We start from the raw sequence: 22762 nt of genomic DNA, 5'->3' as shown, positions 1-22762 counted from the left end.
TAAGATCGCTTTGCTTGCGCAGCTTGCAATGGGATTCGCCAGAATTCCAACTACAAAGGATTTCTGGAGAAACCCACTACGCTGTCCATTGATGAGGCGTATCTTCGGTGCCTTTCCAGTGGTGATCCGCTAGGCCGAGATTCATTTTGAATTCTTTGAAGCCGCAGTAGACGACGGGGACAACGAACAGCGTGATCACTTCCACGGCCATTCCACCGAACACCGGCAACGCCATCGCGCGGGCGACATCGGCCCCCCGGCCGGTCGCCATCAGCACGGGGACGAGTGCGACCAGGGTGGTTGCCGTTGTCATCAGGCAAGGTCGAATTCGCCTGACACCCGCCTCAATTGTCGCGGCTCGTATATCAGCAATGGTGTTCAGTCGTCGTTTCGTAAAGACTTGATCGAGATAGGTTGCGATCACCACGCCGTCATCAACCGCGATACCGAACAGGGCAATGAACCCGACCCAAATCGCGGTGTTCATTTCGGCTCCGTAGATGGCCAGCAAGATCATGCCGCCGCCGAACGCGACAGGGATCCCGGCGAACACGGCCAGCGTGATCGGGATGTGACGAAATTGCAGATAGATGACCAGCAGATTGATGACAATCACCAACGGCACCAACCAGATCAACCGCCGGTTGGCTTCGATCTGATTGCGGAAACTGCCAACGGCTTCGAGCGAATAGCCGGGTGGTAGCGCAAGGCGATTGGGATCACTGGCCGGCAGCGACTGAGCCTCGAGCAGGGATTGTTCGATGGCGGCGATGGATTCCAAATCACCGGTCGCACCGTTGGACGTGAAAGACACGTGAGCGATCAAGCGAGCGTTCTCACTATTGATCGCGCCCGGTCCCCACGTCGTCTCCAACTTCGCCAACTCGCCCAGCGGCACGACGGCTCCGCTGTGCGTGACGACGGGCAAGCGATCGAGCTGTTCGACTCGTTCCCGCAGATCGCGGTTGTAACGCAAGCGAACGGGATAGCGCTCTCGTCCTTCGACGGTATGGATCAAGTTCATCCCGCCCAGTGCGGTCTCAATGACTTGGTTGACCATCTGAGCTGACATGCCGTAACGCGAAGCCGCCTCACGATCAACGGTGAATTCGATGTAGGGCTTGCCGAGCACAATATCGGGATTGACCGTCCCCGCATTGACGTAGGGTGATTGCCGGAGATGCTCGGAAACTTGCAACGCTGCGTCGGCGAGTGTCTGCAAGTCGTCTCCGTAAATGCGAATTGCCATCGGCGCCTTGATACCGCTTTGCAACATCACGACGCGACCTTCGATGGGTTGCAACGGTGACGCGGGCGTCACTCCCGGTAGCGTTGCGACGCGGTTGATTTGATCCCAGATGTCACGGGCCGTGACACCCGGACGCCACTGCTGACGTGGTTTCAGCATGACGTAGGTTTCGATCATGGCGGCGGGCGCTGGGTCAAGGGCCGAATCAATCCGACCGATCTTGCCCAGTACGTCGCTGACTTCGGGGATCTGTCCGATCAACGCGTCCTGTGTTTGCAGCATTTGCATGGACTGGCTGAAACTTGCCGCCGGGTAAAGCGTTGGCATGTAGAACCAACTGCCTTCATCCAACGCGATCCAATCGTCGGATTGAAGCCCGGTGAAAGTGTGCTTTAGGTCAACGTAGCCTGGCAATTCGTTGGGCCGAACACCAAGCTTCTCTGCCGCTCGCTCAAACGGAGCGACAACTGACGGAAGTCCGAACCATCCGCCGAGTCCCAATATCACAATCAATGACGGCAAAGCCATGAACGCCAGTTTGTGCCGTAAGAAAAACGACAGCGTTGGACGATAAACCCAGACGATGAAACGACTGACGATGTTCTCGTCCATCGGTCGCACACGTTCGCGAGTCAGCATCCAACCTGCGGCCGCGCCCAGCAGCGCCGTCGTCGCAGTCACCGCCCACAGCGGCAGCCCAAACTCCTCGACGACATGATGTCCCCAGATAAACAAAGCGGTCAGGCTGAACAAAGCGGATGCCGCAATCGCTGCCACCAAAGCGGTTCGCTTTCGATGGTTTGCACTGCGGAGCATCAATTGGCATAGCGTGGGGACGATCGTCACCGCTGCGATCAACGCCGCCGAGATCGCGAACGTCTTGGTCATCGCCAACGGTGCGAACAGCTTGTAGTCGCGGCCGGTCAAAAAGAACACGGGCAGAAAGCTGACGATGGTTGTGGTGACGGCGGTGACGACAGCCGGTGCAACCTCCGCAGCCGCTTCGTAAATGACCTCGCTGCGTGAACGCGGAAAATTGGCCTGGAGGGAATCTGGGGCGGAAGCGTCTGTTGCCGATTCACCGTCAGTTTCGCCCGTGGTGTTTCCCGACTCCCAGTCCGCCAAGTGTTGATAGATGTTCTCGCTGACGATGATCGCCATATCCACCATCGTTCCAATGGCAATAGCAATTCCAGCCAACGACATGATGTTTGCACCGACGCCGAACACATTCATTGCGATAAATGAAAGCAGTACAGCAATCGGCAGCGTGACGGCGACGATGAAACTGCTGCGGATGTGCAGCAAGAAAAGCAGAATGACGACCGCTGTGATCAGGATCTCATCTCGCAGTGCCGTCGAAAGAGTTGCGACCGTTTCATCGATCAGTCCGGTGCGATCATAGATGCCCTTGATCCTGACGCCATCAAGGGACGGTTCGATCTGGGCAATCTTGTCCTTCACCCGCTCAATGACCGCGCGAGGGTTCTCGCCGTATCGCATGACCACCACGCCACCGACCGCTTCGGCTCCGTTGTAATCGAGCGCCCCGCGGCGAAAGTCGGGACCGAGTTGCACGCCTGCAACGTCGCGAACACGGACCGGGACGCCGTCGCGTTGCATGATGACGGACTGCTCGATGTCGCGAATCGTCTTTTCCGTGGCACCATCGCTGCCAAGAAAACCCTTGCCGCGAACGATGTACTCCATTCCGCCTGCTTCAACGGTCTTCGCTCCGACATCCAGATTGCTGGCTCGGATCGCGGACACGACCTGGTCCAGTGGGATGCCGTGATAGCGAAGTTTGTCCGGGTCGACTTCGATTTGGTATTGGCGAACGTAGCCGCCGATAGAAGCGACTTCGCTGACGCCTTCCACGGCCTGCAAATCATACTTGATGACAAAATCTTGCAGGCTACGTAGATCGGCAAGGCTCATGCCGTCCTTCGGCGGAACCAACACGTAATAGAATACTTGGCCAAGCCCGGTGGCATCGGGACCGAGTTGGGGGACGACTCCTTCGGGCAATTGAGAGGCGGCGGTGCCGAGTTGCTCTGAAACACGGCTGCGTGCCCAGTAAAAGTCAACGCTATCCTTGAAGGTGACTTGGACGAAGCTGTATCCGAACATACTTTTGCCGCGAACCGACTCGGCACCAGGCACCGCAAGCAGCGAAACACTCAGCGGATAGGTGACTTGGTCTTCGATGTCTTTGGGCGACCGGCCAGGCCAAGGCGTCAGTACGATGACTTGGTTTTCACCGATGTTTGGAATCGCATCAATCGGAACTCGGCGGTAGCTTATCCAACCGAAAACCGTCACGCCGACTGTCAACAGCACGACCAGCCAGGGCTCTTTGACGCAGAAGCGAATGATCGCGTTAAGCATCTGGAGTCTCCCCGTCCTTTTGTCTCCCCATCTCCCTGACGATTTCCCCGCATGAGAGCATCTCACTGCCCCAATACGGATTGACCAGTTCGCCGCCGGATTGCATCCAATCGCCACCGCCACCGGGCACCATCGGGCAGTACATGTGAACCAATTTTGCCGCCGTCTCCTTACCGCGAGCAATGGTTGCTGCTCGGAGAAGCGAATGACTCAATGGTCGAAAGGGCTTGCGAATTTGTTCCAGAGAACCATGCATCCGAGAAAGCGATTGCTTGGCACTTTGTAAATGGCTTTGTGCTTCGTCGGGAACGTCGGCCATTTTGATGAGCCTGCCCAGCGACTCATCAAGCGTCTTCAATTCACGCGGTGGAGGACTTTGATCTGCCGACAGAGCTTTTTGTATTTCGAAGTAGGCGGCATAGGCGCGGTCAAATTGGTCGCCGCTTTCTCCGGACAAGACGATCGGTTCGCTATCGGGCAGCACGAGTGGTCCTGGCGGATAACTGGCCGCTTTACTTGGATCCATCAGGGACGGATTCCCGGCAAGTTGCATCTGCGAATCAATCAAAAAGTTGCCGCTGGTGGCAACGGTTTCGCCCGACGAGATGCCTTCCAAGATGACGGCACGATCGTCCGTCATCGGCCCCACCGTCACGCGGCGAACTTCAAATCGCCCGGGTTCGGTCTCGACATAAACGACGCTGTTTTCGCCCGTCATCAACACGGCATCGCGGGGAACGGTGACGACGAGCTGTTTCGGTAGCGGCTCGCTGGCGTATCCGAGCGTTGATGTCGAAATCAAATCCATGCCGCAGATCGGGCAATCGCCCGGCTGATCGCGGATTACCTGCGGGTGCATCGGACTTATGAATTTTCCGGCAAGCAGAGGGTCATAGATTCTGTCTTGGCGAATGGCCGGGACGTCAATTCTCGCAGTGGCGTAATCACCCGGTTTCAGCTTTGCGTCCGGGTTCAGCATCTCCACGCGAATTTGAACGGTGCGAGTCTTGGGGTTCACCGTCGGGTCGATGAAGGCGACGCGTCCCGTGAATACTTCTCCAGGAAGGGACGAAACCTCCGCCGTGACCTGTTGTCCGAAACGAATGCGAGCGGCATCGTCTGGAAACAAATCGAGCATCAGCCAAACGGTCGACAAATCGGCGATGCGGTAAATCTTGTCACCCGTTTTGATGTAGTCACCTTCGACGGCGAATTTCTCAATCACGGTTCCTTTGATCGGCGAGCGAACGCGAATCCGGCTCTCGGCTTTCCCACGCGAACGAAGTTCGGCCACTTGGTCTTCGGTCAATCCGAGCTCGATCAGTTTTTGTTGTGCGAGCTCACTCATGTCGGCTGAGCCACCGAGCCGCTTCAGTCCGCCGCCTTGCAGAGCCGTCAGGTACTCCACTTGTGCCGAGTACAAATCGGGGCTGTAGATCAACGCAAGGTCATCGTCTTTTTCAACCGGCACACCGACATAGTTCGCGTACAGTTTTTCGATACGACCGCCGACGTAAGCGGAAATGGTCGCCAGCTTGCTCTCGTCGTAGTCGACCGAGCCGATGGTGCGAATGGTTTGCGAGACAGGTCCGAGTTCCGCGGTTGCCGTTTGAATGCCAATCAAACGCCGCGCGGCAGGCTCGATGGTAACCGACATCCCATCGCTACGACCGTTGCCGGTTGCCTTGACCAAACTCATCGCACAAACCGGGCATCGCCCCGGCTCGCTCGATGCCGGAGTACACATCATCGGGCAGATGTAGCGGTCATCGCCGTGGCTGGCATGCGCGTCATTCTTGGCAGTCGGCGTCTTTGTCGAATCAGTAACCTGCACCAACTTCATCGCACAAATCGGGCAGTTGCCAGGCTGGTTTTGGCGAATCTGCGGGTGCATCGGACACGTATAGGTCGTCTCACCGTTGTTTGAATCGGAGGTGCCGCTCGTTGCAACTTGGTTGTCGCTACGAATCCAGCCCAGTCGCTGAGCCAAACCGATCGACGCGATGCCGAATACAAAGACTGCCAGCAAGACACAAGCGTGCGTGACCGTTCGGCCGAGCCACTTCAGGGCAGAGTTGGACTTTGGATTGTTTTCACTCATGGTTCACTCCATCCAGCGAAGCAGCCGACGACCGCATCCCACGAGGGGACGCCGTCGCCGGTCTTGCTTCACAGGCCGTGTGGAAAAAGAGCCACCTACTTGGTGGCGTCTGCCGAGTGATCGTGTGCTTCGCCATCGTGAGCCGACTCCGCCTGCTCAGACGCCGCATGAGCGTCGACCTTGGCGAACTTTTCCGCCTTGACTTCGTCGCTCAGCTCCGCCCATTTCTCGGGGCATCCGTCACAACAGAAACCGATCGTCTTGCCGTCGTACTCGACGGTCAATTCTTTGGTCGGCTTGCCGCCCATGATCGGGCACTTGGTGTTGGCAAAGCTGACAGGCGTCGCTTCGGCAGGGTCGGTCACCGGCGGCACCGTTGCCGTATCTTGCGATTCAGAGCAACCGACGAAGGTGGCCGAGACGAGCAGCAGAGCAGTGAAAGTTAAAAAATAGCGCATGAAAGTTCTCTCTGGAAACGACGGAACTTGGTCCGTCAAAGGAGTTTGGGAATCATTGAATTTCGTTAAGATGAGCGCGCACGCTCACGCTCGAAATTCGTTAAATCCGCCAAACACAGAGAACACGCTGTGAGAAATCGGCACGGCTGCCGAATGAATCGTCGATCACCCTGGGGCGTTCTACAGGTGCTGGAGAATCGTCCAAGACGACAAAATCCAACATCGACAGCCGAATCGATCGTTCGCGAACGACCAGATCGCGGGGAGTCGTTCGGTCCATCGGCGGTGGTGAGATGCCGCACGTGCAACGCGATACCTCAGGACTTGCGGCGACAAGAACAACGCTGCTTTCCTGGGTCGATTGGTCGTCGTCGTTGATGGGTTGCTTTGCGGGCTCGGTTTCCGGAGTGCAGCAACAGCAGCGATCACTCGACGACTGAACCTCGCAACAACCACAGCCGAGACACATCTGCGATTGCTCGCAAACCTCATCCGCACAGTTTCCCAGCATCGCCAATGCAACCATTGGCTGAATCGTCGTGCTGACGATCAGGCAAGCGGTAGCGGCGATGCGGATTATTGTGAGGTTCATTCGTAACGACTGGAGGAAACATCCCCAAATGGAGTATCAGCATTATCACTGGGTGCCGAATAGAGTTCAAGCGTAAAGATTGTTACCAGTGGGACCTTAGGCGCGACGCGAATGAGCCAGCGGCGAAAAACAACAGCAAAATCGCCGCCGCGACGGAAGCAAAAGTTTCTCCTCGCCCTGTTGGTCACGCTGTCCGGCTGCCGATCAGCTAGCGATTGCGTTGTCTCCAAGCCAGCTTTGCCTCCGCCGGACGCGGCCGTTTCGATTGCCCCCAGTCCGACGGCTAAACCTGCTCAGCCGATTTCGGGGCACGATATTGCCATCGAGGATTCCACCGACGCAATGCTGGTGGGATACCGGCTCGATGAAGCCATCGCTGAGACAGCGGATCCAGATGTCGAAAGCCCCGATGCCCCTGTCACGCTCGACGATCTGATCGCCACGGCCATGGCATCTCACCCGTCCATTGCCGCCGCTCGACAACAGGTCGCTGCCGCGTCCCACCGGATTCCACAAGCCACAGCGCTCGAAGACCCCATTGTCGGCAACACCTTTTGGCCCATCCACGACCAAGCCCTGCAGACCGCTGGCGGACGCATCGGCCATCAGTTCTCACTCAGCCAAAAGGTTCCTTGGCCAGAAAAGCTGGATGCTCGAGGGCAGGTCGCATGCCGTGAAGTCCAAGTCGCTCGGGCGGAGGTCGCTCGAAAGGAAAGTGAGATCGTCGAGGCCGTTCGCTTGGCGTACTACGAACTCTGGCTGGCCACCGAACTGGTGCGAATCGTCGATGACAACACCGAGTTGGTGGAAGACCTCATCACCGTTGCCCAAGCCCGCTACACGACGGGCGGCAGCCAACAGGATGTGCTGCGCGCCGAACTCGAAGGCGATCGCTTGGCCGAACAACTGATCACGCTGCGTCGGCAACGCGAGCAGGCACGTGCCGATCTCGGTGCCCTGGTCCGAATGCCAGTGAACGACACGGTCTCAACGACCGACGATCTCAACGTTGACGAAGTGGTTCCGCAAATCGAGTTGCTGATCGCGCAAGCAGAGCATTGCAACCCGACGCTGCAGGGACTCGCTGCTGAAATAGCCCGCGACAGAGCCAAGGAGTCGCTTGCTTGTTTGCAGCAGTACCCCGACTTTCAGCTTGGCTTGGGCTACTCGATTGTCAGTGACGATCATGATGTGATCAGCCCCGTCGCCAACGGTCATGACAATATCAACTTCTCTCTCGGGGTGACGCTGCCGATTTGGCGAGACAAGATCAACGCTGGGATCAGCGAAGCGGCCCACAATCGCAGCAGCACGGCGCTGCGCCGCGAAGCCGAACGCGATCGTCTCCGTGGCACGCTTCGCCGCCAAGTCGCCGCCGCGTACGCCGCGGTCGAACAGCTCGAACTCCTGCGAACGCGACTCATTCCCCGCACCGAACAAACTCTCACGCTCAGCACGGCCGACTATCAAAACAAGAAAGCTGACTTTACCGACCTGGTCGCAACCTACCGCGAACTCCTTGCCCTGCAAGTCCAAGTGGCCCGAACCCAAGCCACCCTCGCCAGTACTCTCGCCCAAATGGAACGAGCCGTCGGCTGTCCCAGTTGATCGCACCAGCCATTTTTCTCGTCTTTACTAGCCCGGCTGATGTGCGCGGACTGTTTTCGTGCCAGTCCAGCGCAGGCCTGGACTGCTCAAAGGTTGGTGTTGTGTCTTTTGGGTTTGCACAAGTTTATGGCCCTACTGCCGACGCAGCCGGTGGCCCCCGGTGAGCCTCAGGAGCTAGCCGTGGGTCTGAGGCGGATTGTGGTGCCGGCCCACGGCTAGCGCCTGAGGCTCACTTTGATTGCGATGCATGGAACAAAAACATGGACTGAAAAAACAAGTTCAACCCCAAACATTGAGCAGTCCAGCGCAAGCCTTTTCACGCAAACGTGTTGCGATGACCGTATTGAGTCGCATGAACAATCCGGACTAGGCTGTCAAGATTCGACCGCCTATACTTCAATCGTCCAGATTTCCAACTCTTTGAGTCATTTGTTTGAACCGACTTCCCGCCATTCTGCTGATTCCGCTGTTTGTGCTGGGGCAAACGTTGCCTCATTCACATGCCGGTAGCGGTTTGCTCGAACCGGAAGACCACTCAGCTCGCCCCCATCTACATATGTCTTCTGGGCATACGTCTTCTGGGCACACGCATGGTCACCACTGCCACGATGCGAGTGGCGGAGCTGACGCGAATCATGGGTACAAGTCGAATCATGGGCACAACCATGGTGTTGATCATCGACACGTTCATCAGGACGTAGACGGAACCAGCCCATTGCCCGAGATCACGTTTTTGTCGGCTCCAGCGGATCATGACTCTGACGCGATCTATGTTGTTCAGCCCAGCAGCGTGTTGGGTCGTGCTTCCATCGCCCGGCAACTGAGTTTCGAGAATAGTTGCACGTTTGTTGAGGTCGATGCTGATCGGCCGGATCGACGATTTATAAATCGTTCGGATCAAGTGTCCGTTCGACCAGTAGGGCTACCGATCTATCTTCTTGTCGCTTCGCTACGGCTATAGCGGACTCGCATCACCGAATCTCGGCGTCATAACGCCAGATTTCTTTCTCGGTGATTTCGCCAACCTTCATTGATAGACACAGCGTTTCTGTGTGCGCATTCGCAAATCCGTTGTGTCGATGCTGTACCGCAGACTGATGACGAGATAGTTTCATGAACCGATTGTTTTCAATTTCCAAGTCGTTGGTGGGGCCTGCGATTCTGGTGGCCGTGTTGTTCGCGGGCTGGACGTTCCGCACACAACTTTTCCCGCAACAGGCGACATCCGAAACGCCCACAGATCGTCCGACAGCAGAATCCGTTCAGCAGCAGACCGTGTTGGAAATCAGCGAGCAGGCTCGCAAGAACCTGTCGTTGACATCGAAAGCCGCCCGGCCTCAGTCGTACTGGCGTACGGTTGTGATTCCTGGCGAAGTCGCTGATCGTCCGGGACTATCTGACCGGGGGGTCACATCGCCTGCGGTCGGCGTTGTGACCGCAATCCACGCGTTTCCTGGAGACACGATGCGGCCTGGCGAACCGCTGTTCACGCTGCGACTGTTCAGTGAGTATCTGCAGTCGACCCAGACTCAGCTTTTCAAAGCTCGCCAGGAAAAGGTGATCATCCAAGCCGAGATCGATCGACTCTCCGGCGCGGTCAACACCGGCGCGATTTCGCGGTCCAAGATCATCGAATTACAAAGTGAGATCAGTCGTCAAAACACGTTGATCCAGGCGGCTCGTCAGGAACTGCTGACTCGTGGATTGACGCCCGATCAAGTTCAGCAAATTGAATCGGGGAAATTCGTATCGACCGTCGATGTCGTCGCTCCACCAGTTCGCGATTTATCAAGCGTTACGAAACGGATTTCCCTGCAAGCGATTGAGCAGGTCACCTTCGTCAATGAAACGGTAGACAGTCAAGAGATTGCGTACGAGGTGCAAGAACTATCCGTTGAACTGGGACAGCAAGTTCAAGCCGGACAGTTGCTCGCAAATCTGGCCAATCACCAAATGCTGTACGTCGTCGGGCATGCCTTCAAACGCGAGGCCGCGTTTCTTGAGCAGGCCGCGCAGGAAAAACGTCCCATCGAAGTCGAGTTTGCCGAGGACGAGTTTGCTGAGGACAAGCTTGCTGAGGACAAGGAGGGCCGCTGGCCAGAGTTGGAGCAGACCTTCAACATTCGCCATCTGTCCAATTCGATCGACACGAACAGTCGCACGTTTGATTTCTTTATTCCGCTAACCAATCAGTCGCGATTGTACGGTGAGCCGGAGCGTGCCTTTCTCGTCTGGCGTTTTCGACCTGGCCAACGAGTGCGTATTCACGTCCCGGTTGAAAAATTCGACGACGTGTTCGTCTTGCCTTCCGAAGCGGTCGTTCGGGAAGGCCCCGAAGCCTACGTTTTCCGACAAAACGGAGACCTGTTCAAACAGATCCCAGTTCACGTGCTGCACGAGGATCGCCGGTCAATCGTCATCGCCAACGATGGCAGCATCACATCGGGCTCCTTCCTGGCACAAAGCTCAGCGGCATCGCTCAACCGGGTGTTGAAGTCGCAATCAGCCAGCGGAGAGCAACCAGGTGTCCACGTTCATGCCGACGGCACCGTGCATGCAGCCCACTAAAGGATTCAACATGCTCGACGCAATCATCAAGCTCTCGCTTCGCTACCGGATGCTGGTCGTCTTTGTCAGCCTGTTTGTGCTGATCTACGGATCGTACTTGGCGGCTCAAATGTCGATTGATGTCTTCCCTGACCTTGATCGACCACGTGTCGTCATCATCACGGAGGCTCCTGGACTGGCGACGGAAGAGGTCGAAACACTGGTGACCCAGCCGATCGAAATCGCCTTGATGGGGGCCAGCGGGGTGCAAGCCGTTCGCAGTCAATCGACCGCCGGATTGAATGTCATCTACATCGAGTTCGATTGGTCAACTGAAATCCGTGCGGCCCGACAAACCGTGCAAGAAAGGTTGTCGACGCTGGAGGGCAACTTGCCTGACGGGGTTCGCCCACAGATGACGCCCCCCTCGTCGATCATGGGTCAGATCATCGTCGCGGGTATCTATCGCCAAAACGGTCCCGGCGGAGGCAGGCTGTCGCAAGTCGGCAATACAGAAATGATGGCCGAGATGGTCGTCGGCCAAGACGGAGACTTTCAAATCGGTGTGTGGTTGCCGGGTGATCGCCATGATTTTTCAACATGGACGAAGATACAACCAACGGAGACTCAGTGGCAGGCGGACACCACCATCACTCAATCGCAGGGCAACCCGGTTGGTAAGGCGGTCATTCAAATTGACGGCAAGTCCTACGATGCAAATTTCTTCACTGTCGAAAAACAGCAGCTCGAACTGCGCACCGTTGCCGATTGGATCATTCGCCCACGATTGCTAAAAGTGACTGGCGTTGCGGAAGTGTTTATGCTCGGCGGTGATCGCAAGCAGTATCAAATCTTGATTGATCCGACCGCCCTGCTTGAATACGGAGTCACCGTCCAAGACGTCGAACGAGCGTTGCGGGCAAGCAACATCAATACAAGCGGCGGATTTGCCGTCACCGGGGAAACCGAACGACCGATTCGCGTTCTTGGTCGCCTTGGACCGGCATCGCGAGTCGTGATTGAGGATCTGAAAAAGGTTCCCGTTGGCAATCACACCAAACGCGCGGTCCTGTTGCAGCAAGTCGCACGCGTGACCGAAGGTCCTCAATTCAAACGTGGTGACGGCAGTGTCAACGGCCGACCAGGGATTGTGTTCACGACGGTCAAGCAACCGCATGTTGACACTCGCGAACTGAGCGATGCGGTCGCGGATGCGTTTGCTGAGGTGGAAGCCTCGCTGCCGGCGGACATCATCGTCAATTCAGAACTGTTTCGTTTGCGAAACTTCATCGACCGCGGCATTTTCAACGTTGCCGAAGCGTTAGTGATCGGTGCGGTGCTGGTCATCATCGTCCTGTTTCTGTTCCTGTTGAATTTTCGCACCACGTTCATCACGCTGACTGCGATCCCATTGTCGCTCGTGCTGACGACACTCACCTTTCGCATCATGGGTTGGATCAGCGGTACCGAGCTGTCCATCAACGTCATGACGCTGGGGGGAATCGCCGTCGCCATGGGGGAGCTCGTTGATGACGCAATCGTGGATGTCGAAAACATCTTTCGACGTCTGAAACAGAACAATTCGTTGCCGGTCGATCAACGTAGTTCAGCCATCGCCATCACTTTTGAGGCGAGCAAGGAAATTCGCAGCTCCATCGTATTTGGTACCGCGGTCGTCATTTTATCCTTCATGCCGTTGTTCGCATTGTCAGGCGTGGAAGGTCGATTGTTCACGCCACTGGGCATTGCTTACATCGTGTCCATCCTCTCGTCGTTCGTCGTCTCGATGACCGTGACCCCGGTACTTTCCTTTTACCTGCTGCCGAACTCGCGGGCAACTCACCACACAGGCGACGGATTCTTGCTGCATGGATTGAAGAAAAGCGTGACCTACCTGATTCGACTCAGTATGGCGATGCCGCGAACGCTACTGATCTTGACTTGGCTAGCAGTTGCTGTCGCGGCATGGCAGATGTCATCGTTGGGCAGGAATTTCTTGCCACCCTTCGACGAGGGGAGCGTTCAAGTCAACGTCACGCTGCCTCCTGGTTCATCACTCGATGCATCCAATCAGGTGTCAAAGGCGATCGATGCGGTATTTCTGTCGATGCAAAAAAACGATGAGAACCCTGATGGCGAAATATTGCACTTTGTTCGGCGAACCGGGCGTGCAGAGATGGACGAACACGCATCGCCGGTCAACTTCGGCGAATACATTCTGAGCATGAATCCGGAATCGCCCACCGAACGAGAACAGCTCCTTGCACAGTTGCGAGAACGGATCAGCAATGAAGCTCCCGGCGTAGACATCGAAGTCGAGCAACCGCTTGCCCACTTGATCAGCCACATGATCTCGGGCGTTTATGCTCAGATCGCGATCAAAGTCCACGGTGACGATTTAGACACGCTGCAGCGAGTGGCCGAGCAAGTCGAGATGGCGATTCAAGACGTTCCCGGGATCACGCCCCCGGTGGTCGAGCCGATTCAAGAGACCGCGGAACTGCACATCGAACTTCGAGCAGACGACTTGGCTTTGTATGGTTTGACACGCGAGTATGTTGCCGACGTTTTGCAAACCGCACTGCAAGGCGAGGTCGTTTCACAAGTCCTCGAAGGGCAACGCCGATTCGATCTGCTGGTGCGACTAGAAGAAGAGTACCGCACCGACTATGCCAATCTCGATCGGCTACGCATCGACCTGCCCGATCGCAACGACCAACCTGATCGTGGGCAAATAGAGCTTCGCGAGGTAGCGGACGTGGGCGTCGGTACCGGGCCGAATTCCATTCTGCGTGAGAACGCGCGACGTCGCATCGTGATTCGCTGCAACACCGAAGGCCGAGACTTAGGCGGCGCAGTGGGAGATATCAAACAACGGATCACCGATCGAGTCGAATTGCCGGTGGGGTATTTTATCGAATTCGGAGGACAGTTCGAAAGCCAACAGCGGGCAACACAACTCATTGTCGTGCTGGCGGGCGTATCGGTGGTGGGAATGTTCGTGGTCTTGTTGGTCTTGTTCCCGTCGATCCGTATCGTCCTGCAAATCCTCAACGCATTGCCCACCGCATTCATCGGTGGCGTGATGGCACTCGTCGTCACACAACAGAGCCTGACCGTTGCCAGCCTTGTCGGATTCATTTCGCTCGGTGGCATCGCGGTGCGTAATGGAATTCTGCTGGTCACGCACTATTTTCATCTCATGAAAGAGGAAGGCGAAGACTTCACTCAAGAGATGGTGTTGCGTGGCAGCCTCGAACGACTCGCACCCGTTTTGATGACCGCCCTGACCGCCGGCATCGGATTGATCCCGCTCGTGTTGGGCGGGCAAGAGCCAGGTCGAGAGGTTCTGTATCCCGTTGCAACGGTCATTCTTGGCGGATTGACCACATCGACGTTTTGTGAATTTCTGATTCACCCAGGACTGTTCTGGCAGTTCAGTGGCAAGGACGCGGCTCGACTCGCGAAACTCGAAACCGTGGAGGACGAATTTGGAATGAATTAAGCCAATCAACAGAAGAAGCAAAGTGGGTATCGAGATCCCAGAAAAAACACTCGAACTCAGTGAACAATCATTTCAACACTTTCACAGGAAACCATCATGAAACGGTCACTTTCAATCTGCACCCTTTTTCTCACAGCATGTCTGCTCAGTTTTGTCGGTTGCAAAGAAGGCACACCTAAAAGCGCGACAACCGCATCGTCTCCCGAGGCACCAGCCGAAAATACACAAGGCGAGCACGTCCCCGCCGATGGCACCAAACACGTCGATGACACCGAACACGCGTCCCACGATGGTCACGGTGCAGAAGGTCACGGCACAGAAGGTCACGGCACAGAAGGTCACGGCACAGGCCCACACGATGGCACCGTCGCCGACTGGGGCGGCGGAAAGTATCACGTCGAGTTCACCGTCGATCACGACAAACAAGAAGGCACCGTTTATATCCTCGGTGCTGACGAGAAATCGCCGGTTCCGATCGACGCGGAATCAATCGATCTGAGTATCAGCGATCCGGTGATGCAAGTCACGTTGATGGCGTCGCCTCAAGATGGCGACCCTGAGGGCAAAGCATCTCGCTTTGTTGGCAATCACGAAAAACTCGGGGTGGTTCAGGAGTATGCCGGTACGATTGCGGGCGTGATCGATGGTACACCTTACTCCGGCGACTTCAAAGAAGTGGCTCACGGACACCACGACTAGACCGCCGCCTTGCCCGAGTCATCGTGACAACGTGTCCCTTTGTGCGATCTGGGGTGCGGAGCCAGGTGACTTCACTTGATAAATCTTCGCTGATCCACGTTCCGAAAGTTGCGTGATCCGGCTACCGGAGGGCAGTTGTTCTTGCAGCGTCTGAAAACCGATTCGTGAATCGATGACGAGCATGCAGGTCGGGTTCTCGGCTACGAACCGATCGATGCCGTCATCGTGGATCTGGTGAAAGTGGGCAATGTTCTGTCGGTTTAGATAGTAGGGCACTTCGGAAAACTCGTGTGCGATCGTCGCGATAGCGGGTTGAGTTTCTTGGGCAAGTTGCTCGACCAGCGGTGAGGTGTCGCCGAGAATCGTTTGCGAGCGGCTGTAGGCAGGAACCATGTGGTGCATCACCATCAGGGCGAATAGAAACGCTACTCCCGTGGAGGTTCCCCAGGTGATGTGGGCTCGATATCGGTCTGTCAACCAGACGCGGGAAGTTGTCAGCAGTGCAGTCCCCAGCAGTACGGCCCACAGCAATGCCCAGGCAAAGAGCGTGATCGTACCCTGACCGCTTGAGATGATGACGAAGAACACAAATCCCACACCGGCGATGCATGTGGCGGTGGTTGCCATCCTGGCGGACCAGAATGGAGCGAAAAAATGGTCGATCGAGTTTCCCGAGTCGCGGAGTATCTCGTTGAGATAGTGCCCGATCATCAAGGCCATCGCCGGGGCGGCAGGCAGCAGGTAGGTCGGCAGTTTGCAACTCGACATCGAAAAAAAAGTAAAACACCAAGCGCTCCACAGCATCAGGAAGCCAATGGCGGGCGACCTGCGACTGCGAACCGCTTCGCCACGCCCGAACAGGAACCGAGCGTACGGGATCGTGAGGAACGACCAGGGGTGACCAGCGACAAGCAGTACCGGCACAAAGAACCAGAATGGTTTTGCATGGAACTCGCCCGCGAACCGAGCGACGTTGTGACGGTAGAAAAATTCAATCAAAAAATCGGAGTCTTGTTGGTGCACCATATAGAACCAAGGCGCGGCAATGATCGTGGCGACACCACCGACGATTCCATAGTGCCACCATCGAAGCCGTGCGTGAGATTCGGACAGCCACGCCATCGCAACGACCGGTGGCAGCCAAAGTACCACAGCGATCGGTCCTTTGGTGAGAAATCCAAGCCCGGCGAAAATGCCAGACGCGACCCACCAGCCAATCCGTAGCCGTGAAGCACGAATCGCTTCGTAGGCCGTAAACAGAGACAGCGTCACAAACAACGCAAGCACACCGTCCAGCAACAGATAGCGGCTGGTAAAGGCGAAACCGACCGACAGTGACAGGACGATACCGGTGAGCAAGCTGATTCTGCTGCCGAACAGACGCGATCCAAAGAACATCGTCACCGCAAGGGTCGCTAGTGCCGCCAAAGCAGGCACGAGCCTCGCGGAAACTTCGCCGACACCGAACAGTTGATAGCTGATCGCACACAACCAGTACACCAACGGCGGTTTGTCATAGTAGGTTTGAAAGTTCAATTGAGGCACCACCCAATTGTCCGTCGCGAGCATCTCACGCGGAATTTCAGCGTAGCGGGTCTCGTCACGGTCGATCAGCGGATAACCAAGATTGGTTAGCATAAAGATCGCGGCAACTAAGAGCAGACCGAAGGAAAGCCAACGATCACTCACCCGCCCGAATCGAAAGGGAGCAAGGGCGCCGGTAGCTTCGTGCTGGGGCTTCGGTTCCAAATCCGCCTCTGGATTCCGGTCGGGCTGGGCGCTCGGAAACTGCACGTCGTTCCACCAATACCGCAAGAGCGAGGACATGACGGTCGGAATGTGCCGGACCGATACCGTGCTTTCGCCCAGCAAACGAGGACGATGCGAAACGCCGACTTCGACGACACTGTGACCGCGTTGTCGTGATTGGGTCAGGATTTCGGAATTGACCAGAAAACCATCGCCCCGAATTTGCAGTTTCTGAGCCAAATCGCGATGGAGCATCTTGAGAGCGCAGTCCACGTCACGAACATCCGTGCCCAAAAACGCACGTACCAGTAGGTTGTAGACCTTGGAGTAGAGGCACCGAAGTGGCGTGTCTTTGCGGTCGATGCGATACCCGCAGACGATGTCGTAGCTCTCCGAGAGCAGCACGAAACGATCCAGTTCTGTCAAATCAAACTGACAATCCGCATCGGTAAAAACCAGCAAATCCTTTTCGGCCGCGGCAAATCCCGATCGAATTGCCGCACCGTAGCCTTGATTGGACGAGTGCTGAATCAGGCGTATTTGTGGGTTCGTTGACGCAGCGTGGTGGACGATCGCCGCCGTCTCATCGCTGCTGCCGTCATCGACCACGATGACTTCATACGCCGTGCAGACTTGCGATAACGCCACAATCGCTTCGCCGAGCGCTTCTGCAATCACGTCGGCTTCATTGTATGCCGGCAAGATCAGCGAAATGCTGGGCCGTTGACTTGCGGGAATGAGTTCTGCCGCGTCGCTACTGCGAACGTTGTCGGCGGTTTGTACATCGTGCATCCATGCATCCCAATGCTACGGTGGATTTAGTAGTTCGTTGTGACCGAAAGCTACTTTGTTCAATGCGATCCTCGCAATAGCAACTATTAAGAGATTAGTAGAACGGGCTAGTGCTGGACTGCTCAAAGTTTGGGGTTGACATTGTTTTTTCGGTCCATGTTTTCGTTCCATGCATCGCAATCAAAGTGAGCCTCAGACGCTAGCCGTGGGCCGGCACCACAATCCGCCTCAGGCCCACGGCTAGCGCCTGAGGCTCACTGGGGCCACCAGCTGTGCCGGCAGTAGGGACATAAACTTGCGCAAACCCAAAAAGACACAACACCAAACTTTGAGCACTAGGTCAGGAGACGTGTGATGCTGAACCGTTCGCCACATCGGAACCGAGCAGAGTGCCCGGCGGAAAAGAATCTTTGACGTGGACTCAATCGTCTTGATAGAGCAGTTCGTGCATCTGAACGCGATCTTCGAAGGATTCAAAGTCGCGAACATTGACATCGAACTGGTGCAGTGCGTTTGCGGTCCACGTCGGCCACGGCGACCAGCGGCTTCGTTGCGAGGCCATCGCGTTGGTCGGCAGCCAGACTTGCTGAATCGCGATCGCACACAGTACCAGAACCGAGACTGCGACGATCGACCGCAAGCCAGAAGCTGGCGGATCGCCCTCAGCCAACTGCACCAATCGATTGCTGCGGCGAATCAATGCGCTCGGCTGATTGCCGAACGCGAGTGTGCTTTTCGAGACTTCGGTACACGAAACCGTCCCGCAACGTTCGGCCACATCCGCCAATGTTCGCAGGTAGGCACCAAATTTCCCTGCCGTCTTTGCAGCAACTTCATCGCACAGATACTCGCGAGTCAGCCCTGCATCTCGTGCGGCCGACCACACGAGTGGATGAAACCAGAGCAATGTTGAGCAAATGCCCTGCAAAAAGTGCTGGATCGGGTGCTGGGTGCGTAGGTGCTCCAGTTCATGCAGTAGCACATGTTGAAGCATCGTATTGTCGTTGTTCCGATCTTCGACCAGGAATTCCGGCAACACGATCAACGGCCGATGCAATTGCCAGCAGAAGGGTCCCTGGATTCTTTTCGATGTCAGGATCGACAACGTCGGGTAATCTGCAGCGGAGATTCCGACTTGACTCAGCAAGCTTGCGGTCTCCAACGGGTAGCATTCCAGTTTCAGAAATCGCAGCAGGTGCACGCAAAGTGAGCATCGCCTGAGGATCGACACGGCGACGCCGGTTACCCAGATGATCGCGAGTGCGGCGATGATGCGGCTTTGCCATACAGCAACGCTGAGCAGCGATTCGCGAGACATGTCGATGGGGAAATGGAACAGTCGGCGATGAGGCAGCAGGAGTGCGCCTGCCACCAGTCCAATGACGGAAATGAAGCACGTGGTCCAAAGCCGACATCCCCAACGGGCATCATTGATCCAGTGTTGAAGCATGAACGCGACTGCGATCACGACCGTGACATGCAAGCACAGCGTGCTGGCGACTTCGAAGGCCAAGCGAGCGTCCATCACTTATCCCCGAGCTTGGCTGCGGCCTTTTTGACCGCCTCGATGTCTTCCGCCGAAACGACATCGGATTCGAGAAGATTCAAAACGAGTGATCGAACAGAGCCTCCGAACAACTGATCTGCCAATGACTTGACCATGCCTTCGCGGACTTGTTCGCGAGAAACCCTGGCGCTGTAGCTGTACGCGCGGCCAACTTTCTTGCCACGACGAACGATCTTCTTTGTTTCCAGGATCCTCAACGTCGTCATGACGGTGGTGTATGCAAGATCACGGTCAATCGCTTCCAAGACGTCATTGACGGTCAATGTCCCTCGTTCCCAGACCACGTCCATGACTTCGGCTTCACACTTGGTCAATTCATAGCGTTTCTTGGATCGTGGCATGGTGGTGTGCAATAGTAGGTCGGAGCGTGTTTCGTACTTGCGGAGTTGCAAGGCTCTTCAGTTGTCTCTGAGTTTGGCCCAGCGATGATATACCTGCAGATCGACATTTTCGGTCACAAATGAAACGTGACCATCGCCCCAAAGAAAATTGGCTCCACCTGGATGGCGACTTGAGTGATCGCATTCGTCGGCGAGCGGATGGTTGATGCCTTGCAGGGCCGAACCGACCAAGCGGGCTGCCGCGTCCTCGCCCGCGAGGCTGATGCCGATCCAAGTGGACGGCACCTGAGCCATCGTGCGTTCGCCGACGATGATCGTGTTCGAGGTGCCGCGGGCGAAATCGCGAAACCGCACAGGACGATTCTCGATAAACGCTCCATCGCCAACCGGTGCCGGAATGTCGTCGTCGGACTCGATGGTGCCGAAAATGCCGACATAGTTTACCGTGGGTAGCGTCATCAACGCGGGCGTCATTGCAGTCGACAGCTGTTGCAGCGGCAACCCACGTGACGTTTCGTTCTCGTCTTCGTGCTCGCCATCTCGATACAGAGTGAACATCGGTTCGGTGATGTCAGACGGGCATAGCATGACCGTCAGTGCAGTTGATCGGGCATGATCGTTGCGTGCCTCATCCAGAGGCAGGCTCATGTCGATTCGGTTTGCCAGTGAGCTTTGTTCCAGGTAGGGCAGCAGAGGCACAGCCCAGCCGTATGCAGATGAGCCGCTCGGTTCAATCGTCCAGCCGACCGGTAAAGTCCTCTTAGCGGCATGATGGTTTTGCATCGCCAGTCCGATCTCACGCATATGATCGGTGCATTGAATGCGTCGGGTGGTTTCGCGAGCAGCACCCAACGCGGGTAAGACAAGGGCGACCAAGATGCTGATGACGGCGATGGTCACCAGCAGTTCCAGGACCGTGAACGCACCACGCTGGGAAATGGCCAACGAATGGCCGGCGGCTGGGCGAGAGTCATATTTCATGATTTTGGGGCACATCCCTGTGGATTCAATCACGCAAAATACGAAATGTTTAGTTTTTCCACAACATTGGTTTTTACCCGATCGAACACGGATCTCTGAACAGATGTCGCTGAGGGCTCGGTCCGCGACTCAGCGTTAGAGCCGCGGCGAGAAAGATTTTTCTGGAAAACGGTTGAGGGGTTTTTGCAGTTCCGACGCAGGTACGTGTGGCTAACGATAACCACACTTACCTCCTGACAAGGACCCCAACGATGAAACGCCTTGCTGCTCTTACCGTATTTGCTTTCACCCTGATGTTCGTCGCTTCCGCCACCGCAGAGGCCGGCTTTCCCGGAGGCTGGCAAGGTGTCGGAGGCGGCGGCGGAGGCCAGCAATGGCTGCCCACGCCGCCCCCGAACTGGAATCCACCCGGACACCCGCCGATTTGCCATCCCAAACCGCCCGTCTGTCCTCCGTACATTCCGCCTTACACGCCTCCGGTTTATCCGCCCGTGTTTCCGCCACACCCCCCGGTTTGCCCTCCCCCAAGCTGCGGCGGCGGTGGCTATCCCGGAAACCCCGGCCTGCCAACGGCCTGGTGAGTCGCCCAGTCGGTTGCTGATCGATTAGCGACTTCGCGTGCCCCAGTCCTCCGCACCGTTGGAGATCCGTGAGATTCCATCCTTGATCAATTCGTCACCAAAGTTGATCAGATATCCGAGTCTTTTGTCGGCGAGGCGAAGATAGGTAAGCAATTGCTTCTTGTGAACTCTAAGGATCGCCTCCACCGACTTCAATTCAATGATGACCAAATCTTCGACAATGATGTCTGCTCGGAATCCTTCGTCGAATGCGATGTTGTCGTACACGATAGGAATGGGAATCTGTCGTTCGGCACGCAAATTGTGTTTTCGGATTTCGTGAAGCAAGGCGACTTCGTAAACCGTCTCAAGCAATCCCGGTCCCAGTGTGACATGAACTTTGTAAGCGCAGTCGACGATGATCTTTCCGATTTCGTTCTCAGTCATAACAGATGGCCTTTTTACGTTGGACGAAGGTTTCAGGAACCTGAAATGCGAGAGATTCTATACGACTGGAATGGAGAAAGCGATTTCCAGAAACCTTGATTGGAATCAATTCCAATCGATAGATCCGCAACAGACCATGTGACAATCCTTCTCGTGTCTACTGAGGAGGTCTCACGGCGGATTGGTAATAGGCTCACGCGAAGGCGCGAAGGTGCCTAATTTCTTCGCGTCTTCGCGTGACACATCTCTTTCCGATTGCGTTTCGGACACATCAATCAGACAAATGCGACAAGCAGACGCGTCACAAGTTTTCCTGGAATGAGAGTCCCCTGACTCAGTCGCTCGCCGGATCGCTGATGGGCTCACGCGAAGACGCGAAGGCGCGAAGGTGGCCTATGTTTTTCGCGCCTTCGCGTCTTCGCGTGACACATTTCTTTTCAGTTGCGTTTCGGACACATCAATCAGACAAATGCGACCGACAGTCGCGTCACAAGTTTTCCTGGAGTGAGAGTCCCCTGACTCAGTCGCTCGCCGGATTGGTGATGGGCTCACGCGAAGTCGCGAAGGCGCGAAGGTGGCCTATGTTCTTCGCGCCTTCGCGCCTTCGCGTGACACATCTCTTTTCAGTTGCATTTCGGACACATCAATCAGACAAATGCGACCGACAGTCGCGTCACAAGTTTTCCTGGAGTGAGAGTCCCCTGACTCAGTCGCTCGCCGGATTGGTGATGGGCTCACGCGAAGTCGCGAAGGCGCGAAGGTGGCCTATGTTCTTCGCGCCTTCGCGTGACACATCTCTTTTCAGTTGCATTTCGGACACATCAATCAGACAAATGCGACCGACAGTCGCGTCACAAGTTTTCCTGGAATGAGAGTCCCCTGACTCAGTCGCTCGCCGGATTGGTGATGGGCTCACGCGAAGTCGCGAAGGCGCGAAGGTGGCCTATGTTCTTCGCGCCTTCGCGTCTTCGCGTGACACATCTGTTTCCGATTGCATTTCGGACACATCAATCAGACAAATGCGACCGACAGTCGCGTCACAAGTTTTCCTGGAATGAGAGTCCCCTGACTCAGTCGCTCGCCGGATCGCTGATGGGCTCACGCGAAGTCGCGAAGGCGCGAAGGTGGCCTATGTTCTTCGCGCCTTCGCGTCTTCGCGTGACACATCTGTTTCCGAT

Annotated in this window: 15 protein-coding genes; 5 read left to right on the top strand and 10 right to left on the bottom strand. The window is 56.1% G+C overall.

Annotated features, from left to right (window positions below; all coding sequences use genetic code 11):
- Positions 1–76: 76 nt before the first annotated feature.
- From Pla52nx_RS04830 to Pla52nx_RS04815, 4 genes are all read right to left on the bottom strand, one after another.
- Complete coding sequence (locus Pla52nx_RS04830; protein WP_146519977.1) at positions 77–3637, bottom strand: efflux RND transporter permease subunit; 3561 nt, start codon at positions 3635–3637, stop codon at positions 77–79.
- Positions 3630–5738: an efflux RND transporter periplasmic adaptor subunit gene (locus tag Pla52nx_RS04825; RefSeq protein WP_197454567.1), complete on the bottom strand. Its 2109-nt coding sequence runs from the start codon at positions 5736–5738 to the stop codon at positions 3630–3632. Before Pla52nx_RS04825 ends, Pla52nx_RS04830 begins: the two co-directional genes overlap by 8 nt.
- Positions 5739–5833: 95 nt before the next feature.
- The gene (locus tag Pla52nx_RS04820) at positions 5834–6196 is read right to left on the bottom strand and encodes a hypothetical protein (protein ID WP_231741955.1); all 363 of its coding nucleotides are present in this window, start codon (positions 6194–6196) and stop codon (positions 5834–5836) included.
- Positions 6197–6296: 100 nt separating this feature from the next.
- The gene (locus Pla52nx_RS04815) at positions 6297–6788 is read right to left on the bottom strand and encodes a hypothetical protein (RefSeq protein WP_197454568.1); all 492 of its coding nucleotides are present in this window, start codon (positions 6786–6788) and stop codon (positions 6297–6299) included.
- A 111-nt stretch (positions 6789–6899) separates the two neighbouring features.
- Between Pla52nx_RS04815 and Pla52nx_RS04810 the strand changes: the two genes are divergently transcribed.
- Positions 6900–8396 (top strand): TolC family protein, encoded by a 1497-nt coding sequence (locus Pla52nx_RS04810; RefSeq protein WP_146519979.1) that lies wholly within the window; start codon positions 6900–6902, stop codon positions 8394–8396.
- A gap of 971 nt (positions 8397–9367) precedes the next feature.
- On the opposite strand, the gene Pla52nx_RS04805 is transcribed toward Pla52nx_RS04810, so the two are convergent.
- The gene (locus Pla52nx_RS04805; RefSeq protein WP_197454569.1) at positions 9368–9511 is read right to left on the bottom strand and encodes a hypothetical protein; all 144 of its coding nucleotides are present in this window, start codon (positions 9509–9511) and stop codon (positions 9368–9370) included.
- Here Pla52nx_RS04805 and Pla52nx_RS04800 point away from each other — a divergent pair.
- The 3 genes from Pla52nx_RS04800 (at position 9510) to Pla52nx_RS04790 (ending at position 15147) form a co-directional block, all read left to right on the top strand.
- A complete protein-coding gene (locus Pla52nx_RS04800; RefSeq protein WP_146519980.1) occupies positions 9510–10964 on the top strand; it encodes an efflux RND transporter periplasmic adaptor subunit in 1455 nt (484 codons plus the stop codon). The genes Pla52nx_RS04805 and Pla52nx_RS04800 overlap by 2 nt on opposite strands.
- A 10-nt stretch (positions 10965–10974) precedes the next feature.
- Positions 10975–14448, top strand: coding sequence for an efflux RND transporter permease subunit (locus tag Pla52nx_RS04795; RefSeq protein ID WP_146519981.1), 3474 nt, complete (start codon positions 10975–10977; stop codon positions 14446–14448).
- A gap of 96 nt (positions 14449–14544) precedes the next feature.
- Positions 14545–15147 (top strand): hypothetical protein, encoded by a 603-nt coding sequence (locus Pla52nx_RS04790; protein WP_146519982.1) that lies wholly within the window; start codon positions 14545–14547, stop codon positions 15145–15147.
- 18 nt (positions 15148–15165) lie between these two features.
- Here Pla52nx_RS04790 and Pla52nx_RS04785 read toward each other — a convergent pair whose 3' ends face one another.
- From Pla52nx_RS04785 to Pla52nx_RS04770, 4 genes are all read right to left on the bottom strand, one after another.
- On the bottom strand, positions 15166–17688 hold the full coding sequence (locus Pla52nx_RS04785) for a glycosyltransferase (RefSeq protein WP_146519983.1): 2523 nt from the start codon (positions 17686–17688) through the stop codon (positions 15166–15168).
- A gap of 421 nt (positions 17689–18109) precedes the next feature.
- Entirely contained in the window at positions 18110–19213 is a 1104-nt protein-coding gene (locus tag Pla52nx_RS04780) for a M56 family metallopeptidase (protein ID WP_146519984.1), read from the bottom strand.
- On the bottom strand, positions 19213–19596 hold the full coding sequence (locus Pla52nx_RS04775; protein WP_146519985.1) for a BlaI/MecI/CopY family transcriptional regulator: 384 nt from the start codon (positions 19594–19596) through the stop codon (positions 19213–19215). Before Pla52nx_RS04775 ends, Pla52nx_RS04780 begins: the two co-directional genes overlap by 1 nt.
- Before the next feature lie 57 nt (positions 19597–19653).
- Positions 19654–20577, bottom strand: coding sequence for a DUF1559 domain-containing protein (locus Pla52nx_RS04770; protein ID WP_197454570.1), 924 nt, complete (start codon positions 20575–20577; stop codon positions 19654–19656).
- A 251-nt stretch (positions 20578–20828) separates the two neighbouring features.
- Between Pla52nx_RS04770 and Pla52nx_RS04765 the strand changes: the two genes are divergently transcribed.
- Positions 20829–21158, top strand: coding sequence for a hypothetical protein (locus Pla52nx_RS04765; RefSeq protein ID WP_146519987.1), 330 nt, complete (start codon positions 20829–20831; stop codon positions 21156–21158).
- Between the two features lie 24 nt (positions 21159–21182).
- Here Pla52nx_RS04765 and Pla52nx_RS04760 read toward each other — a convergent pair whose 3' ends face one another.
- A complete protein-coding gene (locus Pla52nx_RS04760) occupies positions 21183–21584 on the bottom strand; it encodes a GxxExxY protein (RefSeq protein ID WP_146519988.1) in 402 nt (133 codons plus the stop codon).
- Positions 21585–22762 lie beyond the last annotated feature (1178 nt).

Origin of the sequence: Stieleria varia (assembly GCF_038443385.1) — a bacterium.
Lineage (GTDB): Bacteria > Planctomycetota > Planctomycetia > Pirellulales > Pirellulaceae > Stieleria > Stieleria varia.
Note: the sequence above shows the minus strand (reverse complement) of the source record. Positions and strands in the feature narration are given on the sequence as shown.